The organism is Micromonospora globosa (assembly GCF_000717585.1).
Taxonomy (GTDB): domain Bacteria; phylum Actinomycetota; class Actinomycetes; order Mycobacteriales; family Micromonosporaceae; genus Micromonospora; species Micromonospora aurantiaca.
On sequence record NZ_JNZR01000020.1, the window covers coordinates 1 to 15,620 of the forward strand.

Consider the following 15,620-nt stretch of genomic DNA (forward strand, 5'->3'; position numbering starts at 1 on the left):
GGTGGTGCGGATGAGTTCGCCGTGGCTGATGTCGTTGGTCCAGGTGGCGCCGCTGTTGGCCTTGCCGGCGAACGGGTTGGACTCGGTGGCGGCCTGCGGCGTCCAGGATCCGTTGAGGCTGGTGGCGGTGAAGGAGCGGAAGTAGCGGCCCTGGGAGCCGATCGCCTCGACGATCATCAGGTAGCGGGTCTGGCCCTGGAGCTTGTAGACCTGCACGGCTTCGAACAGGTTGTTCGTCGAGTCCGACATGATGGTGGTGTAGGTGGAGCCGAAGCTGCCGGGGAAGTTGCCCAGGGGCATGCTGGAGCGGTAGATCTTGCCGTTGTCACCGGCGAAGAACAGGTACATGTTCTGGTCGTCGGCGATCAGGGTCTGGTCGATCGGGCCGGTGCCGGCTGGCCGAGGCCATCTGCGACCAGTTCGAGAACAGGCCGAAGTTCATCGACCCCCACGACGAGCCGGTGTCGTGCGTCGTCGCGTACACCAGATGCTGCCCGTTGTACGGCACCACAGTGAAGTCCTTCAACGACACCCAGCCCGAGCGCGGCTGCGCCAGTGCGCCCGTCGAGGACCACCGGTACGACGACGGCAGGTTGCACGTGCCACCCGGCGGCGGGGTCGTCGGAGGCGGCGTGGTGGGGTTGCCGCCGCCACCGTCCACCCGTACGAGCTGCCACTGCTGGTTGGCGCCGTTCCAGTCGTCGTACTGGACGATGTTTCCGCCGTCGGCGGTCGAGGCGCCCTGCACCTCCACCACCTTGTTGCTGTGGCGGCTGATCAGCCGGACGTAGCCGCTGTCGGAGTCGGCCAGCCGGAACTGCTGGTTGGTCCCGTTGAGGTCGGACCACTGCACGATGCTGCCGCCGTTTGCTGTCGACCAGTTGTAGACGTCGAGCACCTTGCCGGACAGCCGGGACTTCAGCCGGTAGTAGCCGCCACCGGAGTCGACGAACTGCCACTGCTGCTGGTTGCCGTTGTTGCGCGACCACTGCACGATCCGCGCGCCGTCGTTGGTGGCCAGGTTGTAGACGTCGAGCGCCTTGCCGCTGTTGCGGTTCACAAGGACGTACCAGGCGTTCGTGTCGACGCTCGCGGCGGCGGCGGGCGCGGACACGACCGCCACGGCGCCGGCGCCGACGAGTACCGCGGCCGCACCCGTCGCGACGACGCGCGGCAGCCATCCGCGCCGTCGTGGCGGCGACACAGTCGATGGGGACCTACCGAAAGCGAACATGTTCCTCCTTCAGATCAGACATGTTGTGAGCGCTAACAATTCGTCGAAGCGCACTGATCCCACACCCGGCCTGCCACGTGGCCATCCGCGCCCGCCCGGTGAGCCGCCGAAGGCGCCGCCCTGTGCCATCGACTGTGAGCGATAACACGTCGTTCGTCAAGTCGTAACAGTCGATGGACGACGGGCGCGTGACGCCGTGGGGCCATGTCAGCTTCTCGACCCAGCACTACCGCCGCCCTCAGCGCGGCCCGACAGTGCACACGGCTGGAGGGGTGGTGGGGGAGTTGGGACAGCCGGCGAACGAATCCGTCATGATCCGGGACTGGTTCAGCGTGCCGCGGGTGTCCGCCGAGGACCGGGCCGCGGTCTTCGGCGCACGCACCCAGGATCCACGGGTGGAGTTCGTCGCGCTGACGGTCAAGTACTGGATGGACGCACACGCCACGCGGTCGATGACCCGCGAGCGGGTGCTGGCCGCGATGACCGGCCGCATCACCCCGGACAACGTCTGGGACCTGGTCTCGATGCTCGCGAAGCTCCGGCTGGCCGAGGCGTTCTTCGACCTGGCCGCCTCCGACGTCGACTCCGACGGCACGTTCCGTCGCTACCTGCTCGGCCTCGACCCCGCGCTGCTCGACGCGATGCGGCACTACGCGGCCTGGAACGGGATCAACCCGAAGCTGTTCCTGGACGGCTTCGCCGTCGGCGTCGGGGAGTCCGTCGCGACGGTGGTGGTCGACCTCGGCAAGCTCGTGCAGTTGATCGGCCGTCTCCAGCAGGAGCAGTTCATCACGCTCATCGTGCTCACAGTCGACCCGCGCGCCGGTGTGCAGCGCCTCGCCGACCAGGCCACAGTCGTACGCCAGGCGCTGGCCGGCATCGTCGCCGCGCTGGACCCGACGACGGTTCCGGAACGGCTGCTGGCGCTGTGGCGCGGCTGGGCCGCCCAGTTCGCCCGGCACCTGGACGACCTCGACCCGTTCGCCGCCGGCCGCCTGCTCGGCCGCGTCGCCGGCGACCTCTACCAGGTGCTCACCGGCCTGGTGCATCTCGCCCGGCTGCTCGGCGGCGTCGCGGTGCGCGCCGCCGTCCGGTATGTACCGCTGCTGCTCGCGGGCGCCCGGGAGGCGCGCCTGCTGACCGCGCAGACGGCCGCGCTGCTGGTGGCGATCGGCCGGGCGGCGATCGTCGCCACGCCTCAGGTGGGCCTCGCGATGCTGCGGACGCTCTTCCCCCCGAAGGTGCTCGACGCGCTGTTCCGCCAGGGCCGGGCGCTGCTCGTCGACGCCGAACTCACACTGACCGTGTTCAACCAGGCGGCGCACGCCGAGGCGTTCGCAGGCGCCGGTGCGGGCACCCGGCTCGGCGCGCTGGTGAGCCTCGACGGCCGGCCCGTGCTGATGGCGAGCATGTCGGAGACGGTTTCGTCGGCCGGCCGCGCCGCGACCCGCGCCGAGCTGACCGAGGCGCTCGACGAGATCATCAAGCGGGTCGAGGACCTGCGCGAGCTGAAACCGCCGAAGACACCCCGGGACATCCGGGCCGCCGCCGTGCGCGCCGCCATCGCCCGGCAACTGGAGCAACGGCTGACCACCGCGTTCAACAGGGCGCTCCAGACCGTCGCGTACGAGGAGTTCCGCGCGCTGCGCAAGGCCGGGCAGGCGCAACCGTGGCGGCTCGGTCAGCAGGTGCACCGGCGGATGGCGGCCGAGGTCACGCAGCTCGTCGGCCGGTCGCCCGGCCTGGAGCCGTTCGCGGAGAAGTCGCTGGCGACGGTGGTCGAGGCGGTCCGCGCGGCCCACCCGGAGCTGACGCCCGCGCTGCGCGGCTCCGAGGCGGTGCTGCGCCAGACGGTCGCGCAGATGCTGCTCGGCCACCCGGACCGGGATCTGCTGCTGCGGCTCGTCGGGTTCACCGGCAACCCGGCCGCGACCGGCGCGGAGAAGGCGCTCGCCACCCACCTCGCCGAACGGTTCCGGTGGAAGGCGTCCACCACGGTCGGTGACCTCCGCTCCGACCTGCTGCTCGTCGACCCCGAGGCGGCCCGCGTCACGAACGTCGACTGGACGTCCTCGACGAAGCTGGAGCGCTTCGAGAAGACCTGGGGAACCGTCGCCGACGACCTCGGGGAGACGTTCGACGGTCGCTGGGAGGCGATCGCGGAGGCGTACCAGCGAGCCGCGAAGGGCGGCGTCCCGGCGGAGGTCGTCGCCGGCCTCGAAGAGCTGACCACGCACGCCGTACGCGAGACGGTCCTCCGTCAGGCCGCCCTCAGCCAGTTGTTCCCCGGATTCTTCGTCACCTCGCACGAGATGACGTACCGAGGGCTGCAATCCCTGTTCGAACTGCCGCTGTAGAGGAGCACCGATGGGCAGAGTCGTCGTCGCCGACGCCGATCCGGCGACGCTTGGTTTCAGCACCGCGCATTCCGACCGGTACGTCTACTCCAACTACTTCGTACCGGTCCGGCTCACCTTCGGCGGTGGCGAGACGCCCATCCTGCCGTTCTACGTCAAGCAGGCGCTGATCGAGGCGATCCGCTACGGCGGGCTCGACGGCGACCGGCTGCCGCACCTGCTCAAGGAACTCGGCCTCTACGACCTGTGGAAGGCCAACGAGATGGACGTCGCCACCGAGGCGCTGCCCGGCGCCGACTCGGGCATGTCGTACCGGGAGCCGCCGGCGCGACGCCAGACGCTCCTCGGCGACCAGCAGGCGGAGTTCCTCGCCGGCCTGCTCCAGTCCGACGTGGGCATCGCGTTCCTCGACCGCACCCGGATCCGGCCGGTGGGCTTCGCGCTCGGCGAGCACGTCTACGCGCTGGCGCTCGCCCCCGGCGAGGAGGCGGTGCTGGAGCAGCGCACCTACACCAAGCGCGAGCTGACCCTGGAGGAGCAGAACGAGTCGGAACAGCAGACCGACGTCGAGCTGACCAGCGCCCTCACCACCGAACTCCAGGAGGGCTTCGAGCGGCAGAAGTCGCTCACCGACACCTGGGGGCTCAACGCGAGCCACACCGGCCAGTACACCAGCCCGACCGGCGTCTGGGGCACCTTCAACGCCAGCCACACCATCGGCTTCGCCAGCAGCGTCACCGCGGCGAGCCAGGAGACGAGCCGCCGCGCCGTGAAGGACAGCCGGACCGCCACCTCGAAGGTCGCGGCGCGCTACCGCACCCAGCACAGGACCGATTTCAAGCTGGTCAGCGAGACCGGTACGGAGTCCTCCTCGAAGCGCACCGTCCGCAACCCGAACCGGGCCACGCCGATCACGCTGCACTACTTCAAGGTGCTGCAACGGCTGGAGCTGGCCCACGAGCGGTACGGGGCACGGGTCTGCTGGGCCCCCACGATCAAGGATCCGGCGTTCGCCTTCGCCCAGAAGATCATCGGCGGACGGCAGCGGATCCGCGACAACGCGGTCGCCGCGCTGCCCCCGGCGCCGGTGAAGCCGGAGCGCCCGCCGCGTGGCGCGCCCGCCGCGGTGGAGACGCGCGTCGTGTACTCCCCCGTGGTCACGCTCGACAAGTGGGGATTCACCGGCGACATGAGCGCCGACTACGACGTCGACGTCGCGTTCGACGCCGGCTGGGAGTGGGACGGCGACATCGACACGATCCGGCAGAACCTCACGCTGATCACCCGCCGTCCGCCGGACGCGATCGCCGCCCGGGTGGTGGGCGTGCCGGTGGTCACCGAGGCGGACGGCCGGCCCGTGCTGCGCGTACGCGTGCACGTTGGCGCCCGGAGCTGGCTGGCGGGTCCGGGTGCCGACGTGCAGCTCGCCGCCGGATTCCGGCGTACCCCGACGGTGGTGGACCAGACCGCCGACGACGCGGCGTACAACGCGCTCGTCGCGGGCTACCTGACCGATCTCCAGGAGTGGCAGGACCGGCGCGACGAGGTGCTGGCCGCGGCGGAGACGGCCGGGGACGAGTTCGAGGCGCGCCTGCGGGCCGGCTTCTCGCCGGTCAACGAGATGGTCTCGCAGATCGTGGAGACGCACTTCCCGGCCAGCGTGCGGGACGAGGCGTGGGAGATCGACTTCTGGCACCGCGTCTTCGACTGGGAGCGCGCGTCGTTCGTGGCGTACCCCGGCTGGTGGTCCGGCGGCGACGCCCGCGCCCCGGAGCGCGACCCCGGCGACTTCGTCAACGCGAGCTGGGCGAAGCTCTACCTGCCGGTACGGGCCGGCATGGAGCTGACCGCGCTGCGGTGGATCTTCGGCAAGGTGGTGGCGACCAGCCTGGCGCCCCAGGTGGAGCACGAGCTGGCGGCGTTCGTGGACGAGCTGACGACGTACCGGACCGGCCACCTCGGCACCGGCGACGAGATGCCCGAGCTGACCACCGAGTGCCAGGACGTGCCGGAGCGGGTGTACTGCCTGGCGAAGTGGACCGAGTTGATGCCCACCGACGGCACCCACCTGGAGGTGGTGCAGGGCGCCACGACAGCGGCCGACGCGGTGACCGCCAAGGAGATCAGCGACGCGGAGGCGCTGCGGGCCGCGCTGCTCGACGGCGAGGTGCAGACCAACCGGCTCCGGACCAAGGCGTACGACCAGATGACCGAGCCGGCCGACGTCGACATCCGCCTCGGCACGCCGTCCGGGAGCGGCCCGGCCGTCTGAGCCGCCGGACGCTGCCGCTCGTCCACCCCGGTCCCTCAGCTGACCAGGGGATCGGGGTGGACGGTTTCTGCAAAAATCTGGACTTTCGATACGTGGCCTAGATGGGCAAAAAGGCGCATAATTGATCCCTTACGGTCGCTCCCCCGACGACGACGATGCCGGTCGGCGCACCGTCCAAAAAGAACCGTCTCCCCACCGGTGGGTCGATGGCGCTTGATCTCCAAAGCCACTAGGTTGGCCGTCGCCGCTGTGCTCGGCTGGCGCGTACACGAACCTAAGGAAGACTCATGAAAACCGTACCCATGCGCCAGGATGAGCCCCCGGTGTCGCTGGGCAGGGTCCGCGCGGAGCCGCTCGACCGGCTCTCCGCCGCGGACATCTCCCCCATCGTGCGCCGGGTGATGGCGGCTCACCTCGATCAGGCCCGGATCCCGGCGGCGAAGTTCTCGTCGTTCATCTGATCCGCGATGGCCCCGGGGCCCGCCCGCGCGGCGCTCACCGAGTTCGTCCTCAAGGTGCACGCCAGGTGTGACCTGGCGTGCGACCACTGCTACGTCTACGAACACGCCGACCAGAGCTGGCGGCGCCGCCCGGTACGGATGACGCCGGAGGTGCTCCGGACCGCGGCCGGGCGGATCGCCGAACACGCCGCGGCCCACGACCTGCCGGACGTCACGGTGATCCTGCACGGCGGGGAACCACTGCTGCTCGGCGCCGAACGGCTCGGCGAGGTGCTCGCGGACCTCCGGCGGGTCATCGCCCCGGTCACCCGGCTCCGGCTCGGCATGCAGACAAACGGCGTACTGCTCTCCGAGCAGCTCTGCGACCTGCTCGCCGAACACGATGTCGCGGTCGGCGTCTCGCTCGACGGCGACCGTGCCGCCAACGACAGGCACCGGCGCTTCCGGTCCGGCGCCGGCAGCTACGACCAGGTGCTCCGCGCCCTCGGCCTGCTGCGCCGCCCGGCGTACCGGCGGATCTACTCGGGCCTGCTGTGCACGGTGGACGTGCGCAACGACCCGATCGCGGTGTACGAATCGCTGCTCGCCCAGGAGCCACCCCGGATCGACTTCCTGCTCCCGCACGCCACCTGGGACGACCCGCCGTGGCGGCCGGCCGGCGGCGGCACCGCGTACGCGGGCTGGCTGCGCGCCGTCTACGACCGCTGGCTGGCGGACGGCCGACCGGTCTCCGTCCGCCTCTTCGACTCGCTGCTGTCCACCGCCGCGGGCGGACCCAGCCGCACCGAGTGGCTCGGTCTCGACCCGGTCGACCTGGCGGTCGTCGAGACGGACGGCGAGTGGGAGCAGGCGGACTCGCTCAAGACCGCGTACGACGGCGCGCCGGCCACCGGCATGACCGTCTTCTCGCACGCGGCCGACGACGTGGCGGCCAGCCCGCTCCTGGCCCGCCGCCGCTCCGGCCGGGCCGGGCTCAGCGACGAGTGCCGGCGGTGCCCGGTGGTCGACCAGTGCGGCGGCGGACTCTTCGCCCACCGGTACGGCGCCGGGCACTTCGATCATCCGAGTGTCTACTGCGCCGATCTGAAAGAGCTGATCGTGCACGTGAACGAGAACCCACCAGCACCCGTCCGGCTCGACGCCGGCCTGCCCGACGACTTCATCGACCGCCTCGCGGCACTGACCGGCGACCGGGTCGCCATCGGCCGGCTCGTGGAGGCACAGATCGCCATCGTCCGCGCGCTGCTCGCCGAAGTGGCCGACCGCCTGCCGGCCGGCGGGGCCGGAGCCGACGGCTGGGAGGCGCTGACCGCCCTCGACCGCAGCGCGCCGGAGTCCGTCGCCCGGATCGCGGCCCACCCGTACGTGCGGGCGTGGGCTGTCGACTGCCTCGCCGGCAGCGGCACCGGCGCCCGGCAGGGGCCTGACTACCTGAGCGCGCTCGCCGTCGCCGCCGCGCTCGACGCCGGCACCCCGGTACGCCTCGACGTGCCGGTGCGGTCCGGCCGCCTGCACCTGCCGACAGTGGGCACCGTGCTGCTGCCCGAGGTGGGCGACGGCGCCGCACGGGTCGAGACCGGCCCGGGTTCGCTACGGGTGGCCGCCGGGGACGTGACAGTGGCGATCCGTCCCGGAACACCCGGGGACGCGCCCCGGTGGTGGCCGACCCGCGTACTCGCCGCGCCGGACGTGAGCGTCCTGCTGGAGGACGGCGACCCGCACCGCGACTGCCACCGGCTGCCCGCCGGTGACCGGCTCGACGACGCGGGCGCCGCGCGCTGGGCCGAGACGTTCGCGGCGGCGTGGCAGGTGATCCGGGACGAGGTGCCGGGCCACGCCGAGGAGTTGCGCGCCGGGCTGCGGGCCGTGGTGCCGCTGCGGCGCAGCGGCGCGGGTGTCAGCGAGGCGTCGACCGCGCGGCAGGCGTTCGGCGGTGTCGCGGCCACGGAGACCGACGCCGGATCGCTCGCGGTGCTGCTCGTGCACGAGTTCCAGCACAGCAAGATGAACGCGCTGCTGGACATCTGCGACCTGGTCGACGGCACGCGGCCGATCGACATCACAGTGGGCTGGCGGCCCGACCCGCGGCCCGCCGAGGCCGTCCTGCACGGCATCTACGCGCACGCGGCGGTGGCCGACATCTGGCGGATCCGGGCCGACCGTCAGGTCGACGGCGCGCAGGCGGTCTACCGCCGGTACCGCGACTGGACGGCCGAGGCGATCGGCGCGCTGCAACGGGCGGACGCGCTCACGCCGGCGGGCTCACGGCTGGTCCGGCAGGTCGCGCGTTCGATGTCCGGGTGGCCGTCGTGACCGCCGCCCGGACCGCGTACCGGGCCGGCACGCTCGCCGCCGACCTGCGCGCGCTCGGGCTCGGCCCCGGTGACGTGGTGCTCGTGCACTGCTCCCTGCGGGCGCTCGGGCCGGTGGACGGCGGGTCGGGCACCCTGGCTGCAGCGCTGCGGGCCGCCGTCGGTCCGTCCGGCACCGTCGTGGTCCCGGCGCAGACCCCTGACAACTCGGTGAGCAGCGCCGCGTACCGCGCCGCGACCGCCGGGCTGACCGACGAGGAACGCCTGGCGTACGAGGACCGGATGCCCGGCTTCGACCCGGCCGTCACGCCGTCGTTCGGGGTCGGCGCGTTCGCCGAGCACGTACGGCGGCTGCCCGGCGCGGTCCGCAGCCGGCACCCGCAGACGTCGTTCAGCGCGTGGGGGCCGCGGGCGGAGGAGCTGATGCGCGTCCACGACCTGGACTCCCACCTCGGGGAGCGGTCCCCGCTCGCCGCCCTGGAGGCGGTCGGCGCCCGGACGCTGCTGCTCGGTGTCGGCTATGCGACATGCACCGCGCTGCACCTCGCCGAGTACCGGTCACGCCGCCCGGCGCCGCGTCGTCCGTACCGCTGCTACGTGCTGCGCGACGGCCGCCGGGAACGGCTGGAATTCGAGGCTCCGCACCTGGATGCGGGCCCTTTTCCCGCGATCGGCGCGGAACTCGACCGGGCGGCGTTCACCCGGCACGGGACGGTAGGGGACGCACCGGCCCGGCTGCTGCCGATATCCGGTGCGGTACGCGTCGCGGTCGCCTGGATGGACGCCCACATCGGACGGTGAGCCTGGTAACCCGAGCGCAACCTCTCTACCCTGATCGATAGACGCCGTATCGTGTCGACTGGGGAGCAGCGCGTGATCATTACCGGTTGGGGGTCAGGCGCACTTCCCGTGGAACGGTCGTGTCGTCGTGACCTCTGAGCGGCCCGCGCTGCCGGGCCCGCCCTATTTCTTCCTCAGCTACGTCCCCCCGCCGACACACAACGACCGCACCCCGGGCGACCACTGGGTCCGCCGCTTCTACCACGATCTCAACCTGGCGATCGACGGCCGGCCCGGCGACCGGTTACGCCGGCAGGGCTTCGCCGACTTCATGGTGCGGCCGCCGGAGGACCGGACGGAACGAAAACGCACCGCGCTGGCCGAGGCCGAGGTGTTCGTGCCGTTGTACTCGCCGGACTACCTCAACCGGGACGACTCGCGCCGGGAACGGGAGTGGTTCCGGCAACGGCTGATCCGGGCCGGCCGGCCGGCCGACGGCGACAACATCCTGCCGGTCCTGTGGATCCCGTCGCCCGCCGCGGTGCACGCGCCGGACCAGGCCCGGGCGGTGGCGATGGCCGCCGACGTGGATGCGTACGCGGCGAACGGCATGAGCGCGCTCTGCCGGCTCCAGAAGTTCCAGCACGCCTACAAGGAGGTGCTGGGCCGGCTCGCCCAGCACATCGTCGACACCGCCGAGCAGACGCCGCTGCAACCGGCCGAGCCGCCGACCGGCCCGACCGATCTGCCGTCGTCCCCGACCAGCGAGGTGCCGTTCCGGGCGGTGGTGATCGCGCCCGAGGAACCGGCCGACCCGGGACGGCTCAACGGGCGGTCCGACACGCACGCCGGCCGGTGGCGCCCGTTCCGCGACCGGCCGCCGGTGGTCGACGACGTGACCGACGCGGTGCAGCGGCTGCGGATGCCGATCGACGTCCGCGACTTCGTACCGGACGCCGGGCTGTTCCGGGGCTGCCCGGGCGTACTCATGATCGATCCTCGGGTGGTCGAGACGCCGGACGGTGCGGAGGCCGTCCGCGCGGCCGTCGCCTCGCTGCACCGCTGGGTGGGCGTCGTGGTGATCATCGAGGACTCGGCACCCGGTCGCCGCTCCCACGCGGCGGTGCTGCTCGACCGGGCCATCGAGATCTTCCCGGCCGCGGCACGCCCACTGGCGATCACCACTTACGACGACTGGCGGGCCGGGATCCACGGCCTGGTCGACCGGATGCGCCGCCGCTACCTGGAGGCGAGACCGGCCTACCCGCCGCCGGGACGGCCGATCAGCAAACCCCGGCTCTGGGAGAACCCGCCGCCCGACGAGGGAGTGGACACATGACCCGACGCGAGGGACAGGTCGTCACCTTCTACTCCTACAAGGGCGGCACCGGCCGGACGATGGCGCTGGCGAACGTCGCCTGGATCCTCGCCGCCAACGGCAAGCGGGTGCTCGCAGTCGACTGGGACCTGGAGTCCCCCGGCCTGTCGCGCTTCTTCGCGCCGTTCATCGACCGGGACGCCCTGGAGAGCACCGGCGGGGTGATCGACCTGATCCGGGAGTACGAGTGGGCGACCACCACCAAGCAGGACAAGGGCGACGACCGCTGGCACGAGCAGTACGCCCGCGTGCACAAGTACTCGTTCTCGCTGAACTGGTCGAACTTCCCCGGTGACGGGACGCTGGACTTCCTCGGCGCGGGCCAGCAGAACAACGACTACGCCGGCGCGCTCGCCGGGATGAACTGGGACGAGTTCTACGAGCGGCAGGGCGGCGGCTACTTCTTCGACGCGCTGCGCGCCGACATGAAGCGCAACTACGACTACGTGCTGATCGACAGCCGCACCGGTTTCTCCGACGTGGCCGACATCTGCACCATCCAGCTGCCGGACGTGCTGGTCACCTGCTTCACCCTCAGCGAGCAGGGCATCACCGGCGCGGCCAAGGTGGCGCGGCTGGTCGAGCACCGCTACGGGTCGCGGCGGATCCGGGTGCTGCCCGTGCCGATGCGGATCGACCCGGCGGAGAAGGTCAAGGCGGACACCGGGCGGGCGGTGGCGCGGCAGCGCTTCAGCGGTCTGCCGAGCGGGATGAGCGAGGCCGACCGGGACCGGTACTGGGCCCGGATGCAGGTGCCCTACCAGGCGTTCTACGCGTACGAGGAACTGCTCGCCACGTTCGCCGACCAGCCCGGCGTCAACGGGTCGCTGCTGTCCGCGTACGAGGTGCTGGCCCGGGAGATCACCCGGGGCGAGGTGGAGTCGCTGCCGCCGATGAGCAGCGCGGTACGCGAGCGGGTCAACGCCCGGTTCACCCGCACCTCCAACTCGGTGGAGAACGAGATCCTGCTCCGGCACGCCCCGTACGACCGGGTGTGGGCGGAGTGGATCGGTCACCTGCTGGTCTCGGCCGACGTCCGGGTGACCGACCCGTGGTTCGCCGAGGACGAGACGCCCCGGAGCGCCCGGGAGCTGATCATCGTCTCCGAGGCGAACGCCACCGAGGAGGCGGTGCTCGCCGCGCCGGACCGCTCGCCCGACCAGGCGCCGCTCGTCGTCTACGTGGCCGACGTGCGGCGCCTGGCGAACGTACCCGCGGCGCACACCGTCTCGGTCGCCGGGCTGGAGGCGCGGACCGCCGCCGCGCGGATCCTGCGCCTGGTCGGCCGCGAGGGCGTGCCGGCCGACCTGGAACTGCCGACCGGTCCCCGGTTCCCCGGCCGGGACAACACGGTGTTCGAGGTGCCGGGCCGCAACAAGCGCTTCACCGGCCGGGAGGCGGACCTGCGCGAGCTGCGGACGCTGCTGCGCAGCAGCCCGAAGGTGGTGCTCTCCGGCACCGGGCCGGTGGCGTTGCAGGGCATGGGCGGCATCGGCAAGAGCCAGCTCGCGCTGGAGTACGCCCACCGCTACCGCGCCGCGTACGACATGGTGTGGTGGATCGACGCCGACCAGGTGCCGTTCATCGAGTCGGCCATCGGTGACCTGGCGCCCTACCTGGGCGTACCGTCGTCGGACTCGAACCGGGAGAACGCCCGGCTGGTGCTCCAGGCGCTGCGCCGCACCGACCTCCGCTGGCTGCTGATCATGGACAACGCGGACGAGGTCGAGGGCGTCCTGCCGTACGTGCCGGACGGCAAGGGCCACGTCCTGATCACGTCCCGGAACCTGCAGTGGGTCGAGCGGGCCACCACCGTTCAGGTCGACGTGTTCAAGCGCGCGGAGAGCATCCAGCACCTCACCGAGCGGGTGCCGACCATGCGCGTCGACCAGGCCGACCGGATCGCCGCCCTGCTCGGCGACCTGCCGATCGCTGTCACCGCCGCCGCGGCCTGGCTCGCCGACACCGGCCACTCGGTCGACAGCTACCTCAACGAGATCGCCAGGTTCGGACCGGGCGCGGTGATGGAGCCGAACAGCAACGTCTCCGTGGAGGCCACCTGGGAGCTGTCGCTCAACCACCTGCGGACCCGCAACCCGGCCGCCTACCGGGTGCTGCAACTCTGCTCGGTGTTCGCGCCCGAGATCTCCGCCGACCTGGTCTACAGCGACGAGTTCGCCGAGGCGCTGGTGCCGTTCCACCCGCAGGCGAAGGAGCGGCTGGTCCGCCAGCAGCTGGTGCAGCAGGCCAACCGGCTCGCGCTGGTCCGCGTCGACCTGCGGGCCGAGAACCCGTCCGGCGGCGAGCGGGGCCGGGGCGGCCTGGTGCTCATGCACCGCCTGCTCCAGCACGCCGTCCGGTCCCGGATGACGGAGGCGCAACTCGACGAGGCGCGCCAGCAGGTCCACCTCGTGCTCGCCGCGGCCCGGCCCGAGGGCGAGGTCGACGACCCCGACGGCTGGCCCCGGTTCCGGGTCATCTGGCCGCACCTGGAGGCGTCGAAGGCGCCGCTGAGCCGCAAGGTGGAGGTGCGGGCGCTGATGATCGACCGGGTCCGCTACCTCCAGTTGCGCGGCGACCTGGAGACCGGCCGGCGGCTCGGGCAGGAGGTCGCGCAGACCTGGGAGCAGATGCTCGCGGAGGAGGACGACGCGCGGGCGCGCGACGACCTGCGCCGGCAGTTGCTGCACCTCCAGTTCAACCTCGCCAACATCCTCGCCTTCCTCGGGCAGTTCACCGAGTCGCGGGCGCTGGACGAGGAGGTGCTCGCCGCCCAGCGGGAACTGCTCGGCGAGGACCACCCGCACACGCTGATGACCGCCGGCGGGCTCGCCCGCGACCTGCGCGGCATGGGCATGTACAACGAGGCGCTGCGCCTGGACGAGATCACGTTCAACGCGTGGAAGCGGAACTTCACCGAGGAGCACCCGCGTACCCTCGCCGCGCTCAACAACCTCGCCAGCACCCAGCGCCTGATGGGCGACTTCCGGGAGGCCCGCAAGAACGACGAGATGGTGCTGGCCGGGCGCCGCGCGATCCTCGGGGAGAACCACCCGGACACGCTCGCCTCCTCCGCGTACGTCGGCATCGACATGCGCGACGCGGGCGACTTCGAGCAGTCGGTCACCCGCCTGCGCAGCGTCCACCGGGATCTGCTGCACACGGCCGGGCCCGAACACCTCATCACCCTGCGGACGCAGACGAACCTGGCGGTGTCGCTGCGCGCGGCCGGGCACGCGGTCGAGGCGGGCAAGCTCCTCGAAGCCGCGTACGAGCTGCTGAACGAGCGGTTCGGGCCGGACAACCCGGAGACGCTGACCTGCCGGCTGAGCCTGTCGATCAACCTGCTCACGGTCGACCTGTTCCAGCGCGCCAGCCGGGAACTCACCGAGGTGCACCGCATCTACCAGCGCAACCTCGGCCCGGCGCACCCGCTGACCCTGGTCTGCATGGTCAACCTCGCCATGGTGGCCCGCCGCGCCGGAGACTTCGCCGAGGCGCGGCAGCTCGCCGGCCGGTCCGCCGACGCGCTCGCCGGCGTGCTGGGCAGCGGGCACCCGTACCCGCTCTCCGGCTGGATGAACCAGGGCATCTGCATCGCCGAACAGCCCGACCCGCCGGAAGGCCGGGAGGCGGCGGACCTGGAGGCGCTGAGCCTGCTGCGGCGCGCCCACGACGGGCTGGTCCGGACCCTCGGCCGCGACCACACGAACACGTTGCGCTGCCGGGCGAACCTGGTGGTGATGCAGGAGCGGGTGGAGAGCGGCCGGCGGGCGGAACTGGAGGCGGTCACCCGCGAGCTGACCTACCGGCTGGGCGAGAACCACCCGGCGGTCGAGGCCGTCCGGGAGAGCCGGTTGCAGCGGCGCATCATCGACCCGCATCCGATCTGACAGCGGTCCGCTCCACCGGGTCGGCCAGCCACGCGAGGATCTCCGGCAGCACCTCCACCGCGCCGAAGTGCGCGCTGCGCGGCTGCACCTGCAACTGCGCGCCGGGGATCTGCTCGGCCAGCCAGCGGGTGTGGCTGGCCGGGGCGAAGTTGTCGTCGGCGCCGTGCCACAGCCGGACCGGCATCCGGATGTCCGCCAGCGTGATCCCCCAGTCGGCGCGTAGCGCCAGCACGTCGTCGATCCAGCCGTGCGGCCCCTGGCGCAGCGCCTCGGCGTAGGCGTCGGTGAGCTGCCGGCGGATCGGCACGCCGGCCACCACCCGGCGGTCGGCCTCGGTCATCTGCTCGACAAGCAGCGCCAGCAGCGAGCCCGGGTCGTCCATGGTCCGCTCGGCCCGCAGCCGCAACTGCTCGGCGAGCACCGGCACGTCGTGCTCGGCGGCGCCGTAGTCCCGGACGTTGGCGTCGGTCATGCCGCCGAACCAGTCCAGCCCTGCCGCGCCGGCCGGGGCGAGACCGACCAGGACGGCGGTCCGCCGTACCCGGTCCGGCAGCAGCGCGGCGCAGGCCAGGGCGTGCGGGCCGCCGCCGGAGCGCCCCACCACCGAGAACCCGTCCAGGCCCAGGTCGTCGGCGATGGCCGCGACGTCCGCCGCGGCGTCCGCGACGCGGCGGCCGGGCAGCCGGCTGGAGCCGCCGTAACCCGGCCGGTCGTACGAGATCAGCCGTACGCCGAGCCGGTGCAGCACGATGGAGCGTGGTCGTGGACCGTTGCGGCTGCCGGGTGTGCCGTGCATCAGGAACACGGGCCAGCCGCGTTCCGCCCCGGCGATGTCGACCGCCAGGTTCCTCCTTCCCGTCCGGACGATGTGCTCTCGGTGCCTGGGCGAGTGTGCCAATCGGGGCCTCCGGACGGGTGGTGGCGGTACGGGTG

At 72.2% G+C, this 15,620-nt stretch carries 8 protein-coding genes and 1 pseudogene; 7 read left to right on the forward strand and 2 right to left on the reverse strand.

From position 1 onward, the window contains the following. Positions 1-1,234, reverse strand: a pseudogene (locus IF06_RS32220) (non-reducing end alpha-L-arabinofuranosidase family hydrolase); the annotation flags it as partial. A gap of 311 nt (positions 1,235-1,545) precedes the next feature. Here IF06_RS32220 and IF06_RS0119035 point away from each other — a divergent pair. From IF06_RS0119035 to fxsT, 7 genes are all read left to right on the forward strand, one after another. Further along, positions 1,546-3,591: a hypothetical protein gene (locus IF06_RS0119035; protein ID WP_232236715.1), complete on the forward strand. Its 2,046-nt coding sequence runs from the start codon at positions 1,546-1,548 to the stop codon at positions 3,589-3,591. 10 nt (positions 3,592-3,601) lie between these two features. Beyond that, complete coding sequence (locus tag IF06_RS0119040; protein WP_030272607.1) at positions 3,602-5,863, forward strand: hypothetical protein; 2,262 nt, start codon at positions 3,602-3,604, stop codon at positions 5,861-5,863. Positions 5,864-6,150: 287 nt separating this feature from the next. Beyond that, entirely contained in the window at positions 6,151-6,324 is a 174-nt protein-coding gene (locus IF06_RS33975) for a hypothetical protein (RefSeq protein ID WP_198039670.1), read from the forward strand. Positions 6,325-6,330: 6 nt separating this feature from the next. Continuing rightward, positions 6,331-8,637 (forward strand): FxsB family cyclophane-forming radical SAM/SPASM peptide maturase, encoded by a 2,307-nt coding sequence (locus IF06_RS0119050; RefSeq protein ID WP_030272609.1) that lies wholly within the window; start codon positions 6,331-6,333, stop codon positions 8,635-8,637. Further along, positions 8,625-9,437 carry an aminoglycoside N(3)-acetyltransferase gene (locus IF06_RS0119055; protein WP_232236716.1) on the forward strand — a complete coding sequence of 271 codons (813 nt, stop codon included), beginning with the start codon at positions 8,625-8,627 and terminating at the stop codon, positions 9,435-9,437. The genes IF06_RS0119050 and IF06_RS0119055 overlap by 13 nt, the downstream gene beginning before the upstream one ends. A 127-nt stretch (positions 9,438-9,564) precedes the next feature. Beyond that, positions 9,565-10,755, forward strand: a complete 1,191-nt coding sequence (locus IF06_RS0119060; RefSeq protein ID WP_013289095.1) for a TIR-like protein FxsC — start codon at positions 9,565-9,567, stop codon at positions 10,753-10,755. After that, complete coding sequence (gene fxsT, locus IF06_RS0119065; protein WP_013289096.1) at positions 10,752-14,687, forward strand: FxSxx-COOH system tetratricopeptide repeat protein; 3,936 nt, start codon at positions 10,752-10,754, stop codon at positions 14,685-14,687. The genes IF06_RS0119060 and fxsT overlap by 4 nt, the downstream gene beginning before the upstream one ends. On the opposite strand, the gene IF06_RS0119070 is transcribed toward fxsT, so the two are convergent. Further along, a complete protein-coding gene (locus IF06_RS0119070; RefSeq protein ID WP_030272613.1) occupies positions 14,665-15,585 on the reverse strand; it encodes an alpha/beta fold hydrolase in 921 nt (306 codons plus the stop codon). The genes fxsT and IF06_RS0119070 overlap by 23 nt on opposite strands. Positions 15,586-15,620 lie beyond the last annotated feature (35 nt).